The 14715-nt window shown below is 59.5% G+C and carries 12 protein-coding genes; all 12 read left to right on the top strand.

What is annotated here, in order from left to right; all coding sequences use genetic code 11:
• The 12 genes from BUE21_RS00800 (at window position 1) to BUE21_RS00745 (ending at window position 14715) form a co-directional block, all read left to right on the top strand.
• Entirely contained in the window at window positions 1-978 is a 978-nt protein-coding gene (locus tag BUE21_RS00800) for an ABC transporter permease (protein WP_073353431.1), read from the top strand.
• A gap of 6 nt (window positions 979-984) precedes the next feature.
• A complete protein-coding gene (locus tag BUE21_RS00795; protein WP_084522604.1) occupies window positions 985-1875 on the top strand; it encodes an ABC transporter permease in 891 nt (296 codons plus the stop codon).
• Window positions 1872-3572, top strand: a complete 1701-nt coding sequence (locus tag BUE21_RS00790; RefSeq protein WP_073353428.1) for an ABC transporter ATP-binding protein — start codon at window positions 1872-1874, stop codon at window positions 3570-3572. Before BUE21_RS00795 ends, BUE21_RS00790 begins: the two co-directional genes overlap by 4 nt.
• Before the next feature lie 256 nt (window positions 3573-3828).
• Window positions 3829-4869: an ABC transporter substrate-binding protein gene (locus tag BUE21_RS00785; RefSeq protein WP_084522602.1), complete on the top strand. Its 1041-nt coding sequence runs from the start codon at window positions 3829-3831 to the stop codon at window positions 4867-4869.
• Between the two features lie 83 nt (window positions 4870-4952).
• Window positions 4953-5753, top strand: a complete 801-nt coding sequence (locus BUE21_RS00780; RefSeq protein ID WP_073353555.1) for an ABC transporter permease — start codon at window positions 4953-4955, stop codon at window positions 5751-5753.
• A complete protein-coding gene (locus BUE21_RS00775; RefSeq protein WP_073353424.1) occupies window positions 5726-6547 on the top strand; it encodes an ABC transporter ATP-binding protein in 822 nt (273 codons plus the stop codon). Before BUE21_RS00780 ends, BUE21_RS00775 begins: the two co-directional genes overlap by 28 nt.
• Window positions 6548-6604: 57 nt before the next feature.
• The gene (locus BUE21_RS00770; protein WP_073353421.1) at window positions 6605-7723 is read left to right on the top strand and encodes a rhodanese-like domain-containing protein; all 1119 of its coding nucleotides are present in this window, start codon (window positions 6605-6607) and stop codon (window positions 7721-7723) included.
• Entirely contained in the window at window positions 7720-9018 is a 1299-nt protein-coding gene (locus BUE21_RS00765; protein WP_073353418.1) for an NtaA/DmoA family FMN-dependent monooxygenase, read from the top strand. The genes BUE21_RS00770 and BUE21_RS00765 overlap by 4 nt, the downstream gene beginning before the upstream one ends.
• A 362-nt stretch (window positions 9019-9380) precedes the next feature.
• Entirely contained in the window at window positions 9381-10391 is a 1011-nt protein-coding gene (locus BUE21_RS00760) for an aldo/keto reductase (RefSeq protein WP_073353552.1), read from the top strand.
• Window positions 10392-10402: 11 nt separating this feature from the next.
• Window positions 10403-11713, top strand: a complete 1311-nt coding sequence (locus BUE21_RS00755) for an acyl-CoA dehydrogenase family protein (protein WP_073353416.1) — start codon at window positions 10403-10405, stop codon at window positions 11711-11713.
• 23 nt (window positions 11714-11736) lie between these two features.
• Window positions 11737-13047 carry an NtaA/DmoA family FMN-dependent monooxygenase gene (locus tag BUE21_RS00750; RefSeq protein WP_073353413.1) on the top strand — a complete coding sequence of 437 codons (1311 nt, stop codon included), beginning with the start codon at window positions 11737-11739 and terminating at the stop codon, window positions 13045-13047.
• A 21-nt stretch (window positions 13048-13068) separates the two neighbouring features.
• Window positions 13069-14715, top strand: coding sequence for a rhodanese-like domain-containing protein (locus BUE21_RS00745; protein ID WP_084522598.1), 1647 nt, complete (start codon window positions 13069-13071; stop codon window positions 14713-14715).

The raw sequence follows: 14715 nt of genomic DNA, 5'->3' as shown, positions 1-14715 counted from the left end.
ATGAGCCATCGTGTGCTGCGCCGCCTGCGTCGGCTGGCCTTGCAGGCGTTCCTGTTGGTATTGGGGGTCATCATCCTGAACTTCGTGTTGGTGCAACTGTTGCCAGGCGATGCTGCGGAGGTCTTTGCGGGGGAGGCAGGCATAGCCACCCAGGAGACCATGGCGATGCTGCGCGAGCGTTTTGGTGTCGATCAACCGGTGCTGGTGCAGTTGTTGATTTACCTGGGGGGACTGGTGCGTCTGGACTTGGGTTTTTCAGTGCGCTACAACGCGCCGGTGGCCGAGGTGATTTTCTCGCGCTTGCAGATGACCCTGTTGCTGAATTTTGCTGCGCTGGTGCTGGCCGTGTTGATCGGGTTGCTGTTTGGAATTGTCATGGCCAATCTTCGTGGCCGCTGGCCTGACCGTGCCTTGTCTGCTCTCGCATTGACGTTGTACTCGACGCCGGGCTTCTGGATTGGCCTGATGCTCATCGTGCTGTTCTCTGTCCAACTGGGCTGGCTGCCTTCCGATGGCTATCGCACTATCGGAGCGTCCCTGCATGGCTGGGACTATGCGTGGGATCTGGGACGACACCTGATCCTGCCGGCCTTTGCCTCGGCCACTTTCTTCATCGCCATCGTGGCGCGCCTGACGCGCACGGCAATGATCGAGATCCGCCAGCAGGATTTCGTGCGCACGGCTGTTGCCAAAGGGCTGCCCGCCTGGAGGGTGACCTTGCGCCATGTGCTGCGCAATGCGTTGATCCCGCTCACCACCATGGTGGGGATGCAGGTTGGCGCACTGTTGGGTGGTGCGGTCGTGATCGAGACGATCTTTGCCTGGCCGGGTCTGGGACGGCTGGCGTATGACGCCATCTTGGGTCGGGAGTATGTGGTGTTGCTGGGCATTTTGCTGATTTCCTCATTGCTGGTCATTGCTGCCAACGTGCTGACAGACTTGTTGCAGGCTTGGCTGGACCCCCGTATCAAGGATTGAATCACCATGTCCACTGCCAATGTGCCGCTGGCTTGCGATGCTGGCACTGCCAAGCCATGGTTCGGTGCTGCTGCCGCAGCACTGTTGAAGGACCGTTGGGCCGTACTGGGCTTGTTCGCATTGCTGTTGCTGGCGTTGATGGCCTTGTTCGCACCTGGGCTGTTTCCTGGCGATCCGTTGTCATCCGTGGGGCCGGCATTGCTGAAACCGGGTGCAAACGGGCAATTTCCATTGGGGACAGACACGCTGGGGCGCGATGTTCTGGCGGGCGTGGCGCATGGGGCCCGCGTTTCGTTGAGCATCGGCATATTGGCGACCTTGTTCAGTGTGGTGCTGGGTGTGTCCGTTGGTGTCATTGCCGGCTATGCCGGTGGCGTGATGGATGAAGTGCTCTCGCGCATCACGGAGTTGTTCCAGACCACGCCGTCATTCCTGCTGGCGATAGTCATCGTCTCGCTGGCCGGGCCATCGGTTGGCATGATCGTGCTGGCCATCGGATTGGGGAACTTCCCTACGTTTGCCCGGCTGGCCAGGGCCGAGTTCAGGCAGTTGCGGCATGCCGACTTCGTTGTGGCTGCGCACAGCCAAGGCTATGGCAATGCACGCATCGTATTCCAGGAAATTCTGCCCAATACCTTGCCGCCGGTCATCGTCACGGCCACGGTGCAGACCGCCTCTGCCATCCTCACCGAGTCTGGCCTGTCTTTTCTGGGGCTGGGCGATCCCAATGCTGTTTCCTGGGGCAGCATGATCGGCAATGGCCGGGAAATGCTGCAATCAGCCTGGTATCTCACGGCCATTCCGGGCGGCATGATCATCCTCGCCATCCTCGCCTTCAACATGCTGGGCGATGGGTTGAACGAGGCCTTCAATCCGCGCCTGAGAAAGTCCCCATGAATACGTTTGGCCCGACCAAGTCTCAAGAGTTCTTGCTTGCGGTTCGCGAGCTGAATGTGCGTTTTGCATCGGGTGCCGTGGCCGTGGAGCGGCTGGACTTCGATTTGCATGCAGGGCAGACGCTGGCTTTGGTTGGTGAATCAGGCTGCGGCAAATCGAGCACGGCATTTGCCCTGCTGGGCCTGTTGCCCACAAGTGCCAGGCAGGAAGGCAGCATCTTGTTCGAGGGCCAGGAATTGACAGGCCTCAAGGAGCACCAATGGCAAGGCCTGCGGGGCAGACGTATCGGGATGGTTTTCCAGGAGCCCATGACCTCGCTCAATCCGGTTTACCGTATCGGTGAGCAAATTGTGGAGACCTTGCGATGCCATTTGCCGCTGTCGCGCGCTGCTGCGCGAGCGCGTGCCCTGGAGTTGCTGGATATGGTGAGGCTGCCAGAGCCGCAACGCATCATCGATGCCTATCCCCATGAGATCTCCGGCGGACAGCGGCAACGCGCCATGATTGCCATAGCCATCAGTTGCGGACCTGGCCTGCTTGTGGCCGACGAGGCCACGACCGCACTGGATGCGACGATCCAGGCGCAGATTCTGGAACTGCTCGACAGCCTGCGGCGGGAGCTGAACATGGGTCTGCTGCTGATTACCCACGATCTGTCACTGGTGGCGCAATGGGCGGACCAGGTCGTGGTGATGCACCATGGTGAAAAGCTGGAGCAATTGCCTGCGAGCCAACTGTTCACCCACGCGCTGCACCCCTACACGCGGGGATTGATTGGCGCGTCGCTCAGGTTGGACAGCCGCCGCCATTACCGGCATGGCAGCCTGCCGGAAATCCGTGTCAGCACCGATGCGAAGGGCGACTACCAGTACGCAGTGCAGACACCTGCGACATTGCCCGATATGGGGCCTGATACCAGCGAGGCAGTGCCATTGTTGCAGGTTCAGGACCTGTCGGTGGATTACCGCCTGCACCAGGGCAGCAAACGTGCCGTTGATGGTGTTTCCCTTGATCTGGCGCAGGGCGAAACCCTGGGGCTGGTGGGTGAGTCAGGCTGCGGGAAATCGACGCTGGCCAAGGCCATTCTGCGCTTGCAGCCTGCTGCAGCGGGTCGGATCGTGCTGGCTGGGCAGGATGTGACACATCTGGAAGGCCAGGCATTGCGTCGTCAGCGCAGTCGTATGCAGATGATATTTCAGGATCCTTACTCTTCGCTCAATCCCCGCCGCAGCGTTGAAGCCATTCTGGATACAGCCTTGCTGGTGCAGGGCGTGGCATCGCCACAGCGGCACCAGCGTATCCTGGAGATCATGGATCGGGTGGGCCTGCCGCGCAGTGCGCTGTCCCGCTACGCACATGAGTTTTCCGGTGGTCAGCGTCAGCGCATCGGCATTGCGCGCGCATTGATCGTTCAGCCATCGCTGGTGGTGTGCGATGAGCCGGTTTCCGCACTCGATGTCTCGGTGCAGGCGCAGATTCTCAATTTGTTGGTGGAACTCAAACATTCCCTGCAACTGTCCTTGCTGTTCATTTCGCATGATCTGGCCGTGGTGCAATACATCTCGGACAGGGTCGCTGTCATGCAAGGAGGCTGCATTGTCGAGATGGGCGATCCGATGGATCTGTGGCGGCAGCCGCAACACGATTATTCACGCCAGCTTGTCGCCTCGGTGGATGTGGTACGCAAGGTGGCTTGAGAGACGAATCCATTTTGAGCCTGTTATTTTTCATTGCCATGAATTGATCCTTTGTTTTGATGTTGAATAAATAGTCAGGGATTTGGCTTATTGGTGACCAGTTGCGTGCTTTTGGTATTTTGGGTGTTTTTTTTATTAATAACAAGGCATAGATAGCTAAGGCGAAATTATTATTTAGATATCGATTGATTTTGCCATAAACTTTTCTGTGATTTTTCGATGGGCGTATTGCCTATTTAATCAGGAAAAGGTTGTTATGAGCTTATTGAATCGCATGGTTTCTGGTTTTCGCTTCGCCTTGCCCATATTGCTGGCTGGTGTATTGGGCACATCATTTGCTCAGTCCGAGGCCGATGGCCTGGATTTGTCGAATGTGACACTCACCGTGGGCACGCCGAACAAGACGGGGCTGCGCCGACAGTTGCTGGCATCGGGTGAAGCAGAAAACACGCCATACCAGATCAAATGGGCCGATTTTGATTCAACTCCGCCATTGATCGAGGCATTGCGGGCACAGCATGTGGATATTGCTCAGGGTGGCGAGACGGGCGTTCTTTTTGCCATTGCCAATGGTCAGAAAATTGCCATTCTTGGCGCAGGACTGGAGAAAAATATCAGTGGCAGTGCCATTTTGGTGCGCGGTGATTCTGATATTCAGAATGTTGCTGACCTCAAGGGCAGGAAGATTGCCCTGCCATACTTCACCAAGCAGCATTATCAGTTGGCCAAGGCACTGGAGCAGGCTGGTGTCCCCTGGGATTCGAAGCTGATTCTGCGCCTCAACACCACGGATGGACTCTCTGCACTGGTCAATGCGCAGGTGGATGCCTTTGTAGTCTGGGATCCCAATTCAGCCATCGCGCAGATCGAGCATGGCGCGCGTGTCATCAAGCCGTTGAAGGAAGCGATCGAGACCGCCAGCGTGCTGTATACCCACCCAGCCAATCTGGAGGATCCGAAGCGGACGGCGGCCTTGAAGGATCTCACCCGCCGGATCGTGCGGGCCCAGGCCTGGGTCAATGCGCATCCTCAAGAGTGGGCCGAGCAGGTGGCCAGGCTGTCCCAGGTATCCCCTGCGGTGGCGAAGTTGCAGACTGAACGTTCCTCGCCTTCGCATGTGCCTGCCACCGATCCGGCAGTCCTTGCGGGATGGCAAGAGGAAATAGACTATTTTGTTGGCATTGGCCAGTTCCGGAAAAGCTTTGCCATCGAGGATTTCATCGCCAAAGATTTCTCTGAAGTGATTCAGAGTGAGAACCAGCACCTTGCCACGCGCAAGACGGCAAGGGCCGACTGATGGTGTCGGTATCTTCATCGAGGGGAGCCGTTGCTTCACTCGGGCAGGAGCGGGGTGCCGCCCAGGTGGTGGAGCCTGCGGGATTGGAGCGGCTGACGCCAGCAGTCCAGCGCGCCAAGCCTTTGCTGCCACATGGCATCAGCCGATTGGCAGGTATCTCCGGACTGTTTGTGTTGTGGTGGGTAGGCACAACGGTCGGTTTTATTCCAGAGGCTTTGTTTCCGTCACCAGGAACCATGGCGAGAACCTTTCTTGAATTGCTGGCGAACGGGCAGTTGCTGGAGTCGTTGCAGGTTTCCCTGTGGCGGGTTTCGGTTGGCTTTGCCATCGGCCTTCTGGTCGGTGTGGGCCTGGCACTGTTTGCCGGCCTGTGGCGTGTGGGCGAGAACCTGGTAGATGCCCCCATGCAGATGCTGCGCACCATGCCGTGGGCAGGGCTGGTGCCACTGCTCATCATCTGGCTGGGTATCGATGAGGCACCCAAGATTGCATTGGTTGCGTTTGCGGTGGCATTCCCTCTCTATCTCAATACGTTTGCGGGCATCCGCAATGTTGATAAGACCCTGGTGGAGGCAGCCAGAACCCTGGGGCTTAACCGCTGGAACATGGTCTTCCAGGTCATTCTCCCGGGTTCGCTGCCCAGCCTGCTGGTGGGCTTGCGCTACTCGCTGGGTTCAGCTTGGCTGGCGTTGGTGTTTGCCGAAACGGTGAACAGCCAGAGCGGCCTGGGCTATCTCATCACCTATGCGCGTGAGGTTTATCGGGTGGACATCGTCGTGCTGTGCCTGGTGATCTATGCCTTGCTTGGCCTGGGGGCCGATCTCATCGTGCGACTGCTTGAAAAGGGTTTGCTGCAATGGCGACAGAACTTCGTCGGGAATTGAAGTCCATCGTGGGTGCGGTGCAGCCAACTGACGCGGCTTTGTCGGTTCGGGTGCGGGGCCTGGTAAGACGCTTTGGCGAGCGGGAGGTCATCAAGGGGCTTGATCTGGATATCGCCAAGGGTGAGTTTGTTGCCTTGCTTGGTGCCAGCGGCTGTGGCAAGAGTACTTTGCTGCGCATTCTGGCCGATCTGGATCACGACATCGAAGGCGAGGTGTTCGTAGCGCGGCGTCGTGCCGTGGCTTTCCAGGCACCACGACTCTTTCCGTGGAAGCGGGTCTGGCGCAATGTGGTCACGGGTCTGGCCAGTGGGCGCGACCGTGCCAGTGCCAATGTTGCACTGGAGGAAGTGGGCCTGCTGCACCGTGGTGATGCGTGGCCCAAGGATTTGTCTGGCGGTGAGGCCCAGCGTGCGGCACTGGCGCGTGCACTCGTGCGCAAGCCGGAATTGCTGCTGCTTGATGAGCCATTCGGTGCGCTGGATGCGCTCACGCGCCTGAAGGCGCAAGCGTTGGTTTCGCAGTTGTGGCAACGCCATCGCCAGGCGGTGTTGTTTGTCACACATGACGTTGATGAGGCATTGACTCTGGCCGATCGCATTTTCGTGATGCGAGAGGGCGTGCTGGCCCATGAAGTGCAGGTATCGCTTGATAGGCCTCGCAGCCATGCCGATCCGATATTCACAGGATTGCGCAGCCAGTTGCTGGCATGGCTGGGTGTGGCCGAGGAGGCAGCGAATGTCGGTACTTCACCAATTGAAGAAAGCCATGCAGCACATCCGAAATTGAGAGCCTAGAAGGGCATTCCAGTCGGAATGCATCCGTTTTTCATCCACCGATTCAGGAGTAATCACATGACAAGTTCCACTGTACAAACCATCAGTGTCGAGCAGTTCCGCCAATGGCTCAATGATGGGGCCGAGCTGGCTGTTCTTGACCTGCGCGACGTTGCCACCTTTGCCAAGGGGGCACCGCTGTATGCCACCAATGTGCCAGCCGAGCAGGTTGAGGCGCAGTTCGATGATTTTGTGCCGCGCGCAGTGGTGCGCACCGTGCTGGTCGATGATGGCAACGGGCAAGCAGCCGAGAAAGCAGCGCGGCTGGTGGCTGCCGGAAAGCCCAACGTTGTGGCCCTGCAAGGTGGCATTCCTGCCTGGATTGCCGCAGGCACTGGCGATCTGCCCACCTTTGATACTCCAGGCGTGGCATTCTCGCTGGCCATTCGCGATGAGAAGGCGACCCCTGTGGTTTCGGCCGAGGAGCTGAAACGCCTGCGTGACGTGGGCGAAGACGTGATAGTGTTGGATACACGCACGTTGCCCGAATTCGCACGCGACCATGTACCCGGTGCCATTGGCGTGCCGGGTGCCGAGCTGCTGCTGCGGTTTGCCGATCTGGTACCTTCGCCGAAGACCAGGGTGCTGGTATCCTGCGCGGGCCTGCCGCGTGCCATCATCGGTGCGCAGACGTTGATCGATGCTGGCGTGCCCAACGATGTGGCCTATCTTGATCGCGGTACGGCGGGTTGGCGCGATGCCGGTCTGACGCTGGAAGAAGGGGCAACAAGGACTTTCGGCCCGGCCAGCGATCTGGCGCGGCAGACTGCCAAGGCGTATGCCCAGCACCTGGCGAAATCCGATGGCATCGCGCTGATCGACGAGGCCACTGCCCGCCAATGGCAGGCCGATCCCGATCGCACGACCTATTTGCTTGATGTGCGCACGCCCGAGGAGTTTGCGGCAGGGCATCTGGACAATACGCTGTCTTCCGAAGGCGGCCAATTGCTGGGTGTGGCGCACAGGACGATTGCCGTACGAGGTGCGCGCGTTGTGCTGATTGATGATCTGGCCGCTACGCGCGCCATTACCACGGCGCATTGGCTCTCGCGCAGGGGTTACGAGATTGCCATCCTGCCCCATGACTTCGAGGAGACGAAGTCCGACCAGGTTGCTGAAGCGGGTGCTCTGGCATGAGCCACCAGTTGCATCTCGGTATTGGGATCAACAGCATTGGCTATCTGGCGCGTGCCTGGCCCTACCGGACGGGGCAACGCAACGATTTCATCAACCTTGAGCACTATGAGCGTCTGACGCGGCTGGCACACCAAGGTCGTTTCGATGCGGTGTTCTTCTCCGATCATCCTGCCTTGATGCTCGACGCTACGCAGCGTCCGTTACACAGCCTGGATCCACTGGTGCTGTTGGCGGTATTGGGTGCGCGCGTGCCGGACATCGGTCTTGCGCTCACTGCATCGAGCACCTACAACTCGCCCTACAACCTAGCGCGCCGTGTGGCCACACTGGATCATCTTTCCGGCGGGCGGGCGATCCTGAACATCGTGTCATCATTCAGTCCACGGGTGGCGCAGAATTTTGGTGCTGATCCACTGCCCGGACGAGATGAACGCTATCGGCGCGCTCATGAGTTTCTCGAAGTCAGCAAGGCACTGTGGGGCAGTTGGCGGTTGTCGCAGCAGGACAGCGACGACCCCGAACATCTATGGGACAGAGCCAGTGCGAGGGATATCGACCACCATGGTGAATTCTTCGATGTGCGCGGTCCACTCAACATTCCGTCTTCCGCCCAGGGGTATCCGGTGATTGCCCAGGCAGGCGCATCCGATCAGGGCATAGATCTGGCAGCACAACATGGCGAGTTGATCTACTGCTCGCTGCTCAACTGGCAGGCAGCAGCGGAATTCGGTGCGCGTGTGCGGGCACGCGCCAGCGAGTTGGGCCGTGAACCGGGCAGCGTACGTTTGTTGCCTGGCCTGGTGGTGATCACTGCGGCAAGTTATGAACAGGCCTTGCGCCGCCACGAGCAAGTCAGTGGCGCGGGGTCTGCGGATGGCTTGTTGGCCCGCTTCGCGCAGGAAATCGGTGCAGACTTGTCCAGCTTCGACCCGGATGCTGTGCTTGATCCAGACCTCTTCAAATCCGATCCCGACCAATCGCGCCCCATTGGATTCAGTCAGGCATTGGTTGAGTTGCTTGCGCATGAGCCACTCACTGCGCGGGAGATCGTACGTCGTTACGAAGGCGGACACCGGCTGGTACTGGGCACGCCGGAGCAGGTGGCGCACGCCATTATCGAATGGTGGGAAGCAGGATTGGTCGATGGCTACATCATCCAGTTGCCCAATCTTCCAGATGATCTGCAAACGTTTGTGGCGCAGGTCGTGCCAATCCTTCAGGCGCAGGGTGTGTACCGTCGCCACTACGCCGAAGCGACCGTGCGGCAGCGTTTCGGTCTTCCTCAGCCATTCTGACGGAATATCCACAAGCAAGAAGCCTGTCAGTTCGACTTTGTGTTTTTGATAATAAGAATATGCAGATAAGTTAATTGTTTTTAGATTTGAAGTTTAATTTTCATTAATAAATAATGAATGATTATTTTGAGAAATTTATTGCATTGTGAATAATGGTCTATTCTGTTTATTGGCTTTTCTGTGGATTCGATTGAGTTATTTGATCGGTTTGATTTCACGATGGGTCAAGAATCCGATTGGTTGGTTTTTTTGTCCGAATTGTGTTTGACTGGGATTTTCTGTTTCAGGCAAACATTTTTCGTATTTCTTCAATGCGGTGACAAGCCGCAGTCTTTTCAACGCTTCACTTCCATTCCATGAGCCTGACCTACCGACCCCTTGGCCGCAATGGCCTGCGTGTATCTCCCCTGTGCCTGGGAACGATGATGTTCGGCGGTGAGACCGACGAGCCGACGTCGCACCGCATCATCGCCCGCGCCAGGGAGCAGGGCATCAACTTCATCGATGCGGCCGACGGCTACGCCAAGTTCCAGTCCGAAGTCGTGGTCGGCAACGCCATCCGCGCGCAGCGTGACGACTGGGTGCTTGCCACCAAATTTGCCAGCCCGCGCGGTGACGATCCCAACAGCCAAGGTGCCACGCGCAAGTACATCCGCCGCGCTGTCGAAGGCAGTCTCAAGCGTTTGGGCACCGATTACATCGACATTTACTATCAGCACCGCGAAGACCATCTGACTCGACCCGAAGAGACGGTGCGTGCACTCAGCGAACTGGTGGCTGAAGGCAAGATTCGCTATTGGGGCCTCTCCAACCACCGAGCCTGGAAGATTGCCGAATACAGCCGTGTGGCCGATCAACTGGGCGTGGATCGGCCGATTGCCAGCCAGCCACTGTACAACCTGGCGAACCGCCAGATTGAGTTCGAGCACCTGGATGCTGCCGATCACTACGGTCTGGGAGTCGTGCCCTACAGTCCGCTGGCGCGTGGCGTGCTGACGGCCAAGTACCAGCCGGGTGCGGAGCCTGGGGCAGATACACGCGCAGGCCGCAACGACAAGCGCATCCGCCAGACTGAATGGCGTGAGGAATCGTTGCGACTGGCCAAGGTCATCAATGAGCATGCGGCTTCGCGTGGCATCAGTTCAGGCCAGTTCGCGCTGGCATGGGTGCTCAACAACCGGCTGATCACCGCACCCATTGTGGGTCCGCGTACCGAGGCGCAGTGGGAGGATTATCTGCCCGCCTTGCAATACCAGTTCACGGCAGAGGATGAGGCACTGGTCAATAGTCTGGTGACGACTGGTCATGCCTCGACACCTGGTTTCAATGATCCCGGCCACCAGTTCTTTGGCCGTCGCCCCTATGTGGGTTGAGGAGCTTCTTGATGACTGCATCACTTCCATCCAGTTGGGGCCAGGGGCCGTCGGATCGCTATGAGACACTGGTCGCACCATTGCGCCGGGTCTTTCATCGGATACGGGAGCGGGCTGTTCAGCGCGAGCTGGAACATGAGCTGCTTTTCTCTGAAGTGCAGGCCTTGCGCGATGCGGGCCTGACCCGCTGGCGTCTGCCGCCCGAGCTGGGCGGGCAGGGTGCGACCTTGCCCGAGTTGTTTGCCGCGCTGATCGAGCTGGGCGAGGCTGATCCCAACGTGGTCAATGCCTTGCGCTCCCACCTGGGGTTTGTCGAGGAAGTGATCGACAGTGTGGACAGTCCCTGGCGCACGCATTGGTTGCAACGTCTCGCGGCCGGGGATTTCTCCGGCAGTGGTTTTTCCGAAACCGGCGAGCATGTGCTGGGCACGCTTGGCACCCGGCTGACGCCTGATGTGCAGGCAGGTCAGTGGCGGCTCAATGGTGCCAAGTTCTACACCACCGGGTCGCTCTATGCCGACTGGATCAACCTCACCGCGCAAGCACCGGACGGGCGCATTGTTGGCGTGCTGGTGCCAACCAAGTCCGAGGGCGTGGAGATTCTGGATGATTGGGATGGCTTTGGTCAGCAGCTCAGTGCCAGCGGTACCGCCCGTTTCGAGAACGTGTTGATCGATGATGCGCTGATCAAGCCTTCGGCAGAGCGTTTTCGCTATTCAAGTGGTTTCTTCCAGCTTGTCCATGTCGCCACATTGGCGGGGATCGCTCGCGCTGCGGCAAGCGAGGTGGCACCGCTGGTCGCAGCTCGTACACGCATCTATGGGGGGCGCACGCAGGTACGACGTTTCAGTGAGGATCCGCAGATATTGCAGGTTGTTGGTCGTGTGCACAGCCTGGCCTATGTGGCGGGAGCCGCTGCCGTGCAGGCGGCCCGCGCGTTGCAACGCGCCGCCGATGCGCGCGGTAGCGGGGATGAGCAGGCGCGTGACGAGGCCTACGCCCTGTCCGACATCGAAGTCAGCCAGACCGTGACCGTCGTTACCGACCTGGCACTGGAAGCCACGACCCGCCTTTTCGATGCACTGGGCGCATCGGCAGCCAAGCGCGGCTACGGGCTGGATCGGCACTGGCGCAATGCGCGCACGCTGTCTTCGCACAACCCGCGCGTTTACCACGACAGGCAGGTGGGAAACTGGCATGTCAATGGCACACCGCCACCGGCGAAGGTTGGGATTGGCACGGCCCCGGTGGGTGATGGGCAGGCAGCATCTGCATCTGAAGCGTCTGGACCGTCAAAGGCTGCTGCTGTCGTGGCTGCCTGAGCAAGCAGGAACAAGGATATTCCATGCCAGCCATTCCCCCGCGGCAACTGCACCTCAACGCCAATGTTTTCGCTACCGGCCGCCATTCGACTGGCTGGCGGCAGCACACACCACCGGTGTGGCCCAGCGACATTGACCATTTCATCGCCATCGCGCGGGCGGCCGAGGCCGCTACGTTCGATGCCATCTTCTTTTCGGATCAGCCAGGATTGGCACCGAACGCATCCGAGCGACCCTGGACGGCACTGGATCCGGTCATCCTTCAGACTGCGCTGGCGCGTGAGACGACGCACATCGGCCTCGTCGCCACTGCATCGACCACTTTCGAGCAGCCCTACAGTCTGGCACGCCGCTTTGCGTCGCTTGCCCATGCCAGCGGCGGACGTGCGGCATGGAACATCGTCACGACCCACCATGCGGGCGTGGCCGGCAATTACGGTCTTTCGGAATTGCCTGAACATGCCACACGCTATGCCAGGGCCGAGGAATTCGTTGCGCTGGTCAAGCAGTTGTGGGCCAGTTGGGAGAGCGGTGCCATCAGCGCGGATGTGGCCTCTGAAAAGTACCTCGATCTGGCGAAGGTTCATCCTGTGAGCCATCAGGGAGAATTTTTTGCGCATGAAGGGCGATTTCCCGTGCCGCCCGCGCCGGGTGGGCGACCGATGCTGTTCCAGGCAGGGGATTCCTCCGCCAGCCGTGATCTGGGGGCGCGCCATGCCGATGCGCTGTTCACAGTGCAGCGCACGCTGGCCGATGGACTGGACTTCCGGCGCGATGTGAACGAGCGAGCGAGACGCTTTGGCCGCGATCCATCCGATCTATTGGTGCTGCCGGGCTTGCTTGTCGTGCTGGGCGATACGGAGCAGGCTGCGCATCACAACAAGGAGGCACTGGATGCACAGCTTGATATTGTGAGCGAACACCAGAAGCTCGCACGCCTGTTCGGCGTGGAGCCGGGGCAGTTGCCACTGGATGAACCTTTTCCCAGCAAGCTGAACCTGCTGGAAGATTGGAAGTCGCCGCAGACCAAAGGCTTTGCAGCCGGATTGCTGCATGAGGCTCAGGCCAACGGCTGGACGGTACGCCAGGCCATTGCGCGCAATCCGGGCGGGCACCGTGTTGTCATTGGTGCACCCGAGCAGATTGCCGATGACATCGAACAGTGGTTCCGTGAGGGTGCGGCCGATGGCTTCAACCTCAACTTCGACCTTTATCCGGACCACCTCGTTACCTTTGGCGAGCAGGTTGTGCCGCTGTTGCGCCAGCGCGGTCTGTTCCGCAGTGCCTATGAGGGGCGTACGCTGCACCAACACCTGGGTCTTGCGTCCATCTGAAGTTCACCGAAACCGAAAACCATGACATCCATTTCATCAGTCACCGCTGAGACGGTGACGGCAACCGAACTGTTGCAACTGGCACAAGGCGATGCCGAGCATGCCGTGATCGATGTGCGCGAGCCTTATGTGCAGGCGCATGATGGGCACATCCTCGTTTCCGTGCCGCTGCCGCTGGGTCAGATTGAGTTGCGTGCTGTGGAACTGCTGCCACGCCGCGATGTGCGCATCGTCGTGGTCGATGACGATGGTGGCGAACGCGCACGGCGCGCTGCTGCCAGGCTGGCGGTGCTGGGTTATACCAACGTCGCATTGCTGCAAGGTGGCATTGCGGCTTGGCGTGCGGAGGGCCTGCCGGTCTATACCGGCACCGGTGTCTATAGCAAGGCCTTTGGCGAGTATGTCGAACACCAGAAGCAGACGCCGCACATCTCTGCCACTGAACTGTGGGACAAGCTGCAACGCAAGGAGGATGTCATCGTCCTCGATGGCCGCACAGTGGAGGAGTTCAACCGCTTCAGCATTCCAGGTGCTGCGCCGCTGCCCAATGCGGAGTTGCCATACCGCATCCATGAGCTGTTGCCATCTGAGCAGACGTTGGTCGTTATCAACTGCGCGGGCCGCACTCGCTCCATCATCGGTGCGCAGGGATTGATCAATGCAGGTCTCTCCAATCCCGTTGCTGCACTGGAAGACGGCACGATGGACTGGCTGTTCCAGCGTCTGCCACTGGAGCAGGGCAAGGCGCGGCCATTGCCAGTACCGGGCGAAGCCACGCGCGAGAAAGCCCGTGAGGCCAAACGCCACCTGACGGCAGAATATGGCATTGAATGGCTGGATGCTGATGCGTTGGCGAGTCTGCGGGCCGAAGCGTCCAGCCAGCAGGCTGACCGCACTGTCTACTGGATTGATGTGCGCACCCGAGCGGAATATGAACAAGGCCATTTGCCTGGATCGCAATGGGCCGAAGGTGGCCAACTGGTGCAGGGCATTGACCGTCACATCGGTGTGCGCAACGCCACCATCGTGCTGATTGACGATGCCGATGGCACGCGTGCAGCCATTACGGCTTCATGGTTGCAGCAGTTGCGCTGGGGCAAGGTGCTGGCCTACGCGGCCGCGCCCGAGGCCTTGAAGGAAACCAGCGTATCCGGCACTGCAACGGCCGTGCCGGATCTGCCTGCCGGGAAGTGGTTGGATGTTGCGGAGCTACAAGGTCGCCTGGCACGCGACGAAGTGCAGTTGCTCGATCTTGCTCCCAGCACCGTTTACGCCTCAGCCCATATCCCTGGCGCGCGTTTTGCGGTGCGTGAACGCCTGCTTTTGGGCGATGAAGGGCAGGGCATCCATGCACTCGATCAACGCCCGCTGGTACTGACCTCGCAGGATGGCCGTCTGGCAGCATGGGCTGCGCAGGAACTGGCTGCTGCGGGCAAGCGTGAAGTGCGGGCACTGCGTGGCGGCACAACTGCGTGGCAGGCTGTGGGGCTGCCATTGGAGCATGGCGAAACCCAACTGCTGCACAGCACTGACGACGTGCCGCGTGATTCCTATGCCTGGCCTACCGAAGCCGAACGCTTTGCCGCCTTTCGGGCTTATCTCGATTGGGAACGAGGTTTGTTGCCGCAGGTATTGTCCGATCCGCTGGCGCGCTTTGCGCATGCCTGA

Source organism: Lampropedia hyalina DSM 16112 (assembly GCF_900129055.1).
GTDB classification, from domain to species: domain Bacteria; phylum Pseudomonadota; class Gammaproteobacteria; order Burkholderiales; family Burkholderiaceae_C; genus Lampropedia; species Lampropedia hyalina.
The sequence above is the reverse complement of the archived record's forward strand: the minus strand, read 5'-3'. Positions and strand labels throughout refer to the sequence as shown.

Bases quoted from the DNA above. Each gene is read 5' to 3' on its own strand.
- BUE21_RS00800 (WP_073353431.1), top strand. From the start codon at position 1: ATGAGCCATCGTGTGCTGCGCCGCCTGCGTCGGCTGGCCTTGCAGGCG.
- BUE21_RS00795 (WP_084522604.1), top strand. From the start codon at position 985: ATGTCCACTGCCAATGTGCCGCTGGCTTGCGATGCTGGCACTGCCAAG.
- BUE21_RS00790 (WP_073353428.1), top strand. From the start codon at position 1,872: ATGAATACGTTTGGCCCGACCAAGTCTCAAGAGTTCTTGCTTGCGGTT.
- BUE21_RS00785 (WP_084522602.1), top strand. From the start codon at position 3,829: ATGAGCTTATTGAATCGCATGGTTTCTGGTTTTCGCTTCGCCTTGCCC.
- BUE21_RS00775 (WP_073353424.1), top strand. From the start codon at position 5,726: ATGGCGACAGAACTTCGTCGGGAATTGAAGTCCATCGTGGGTGCGGTG.
- BUE21_RS00770 (WP_073353421.1), top strand. From the start codon at position 6,605: ATGACAAGTTCCACTGTACAAACCATCAGTGTCGAGCAGTTCCGCCAA.
- BUE21_RS00765 (WP_073353418.1), top strand. From the start codon at position 7,720: ATGAGCCACCAGTTGCATCTCGGTATTGGGATCAACAGCATTGGCTAT.
- BUE21_RS00755 (WP_073353416.1), top strand. From the start codon at position 10,403: ATGACTGCATCACTTCCATCCAGTTGGGGCCAGGGGCCGTCGGATCGC.
- BUE21_RS00750 (WP_073353413.1), top strand. From the start codon at position 11,737: ATGCCAGCCATTCCCCCGCGGCAACTGCACCTCAACGCCAATGTTTTC.
- BUE21_RS00745 (WP_084522598.1), top strand. From the start codon at position 13,069: ATGACATCCATTTCATCAGTCACCGCTGAGACGGTGACGGCAACCGAA.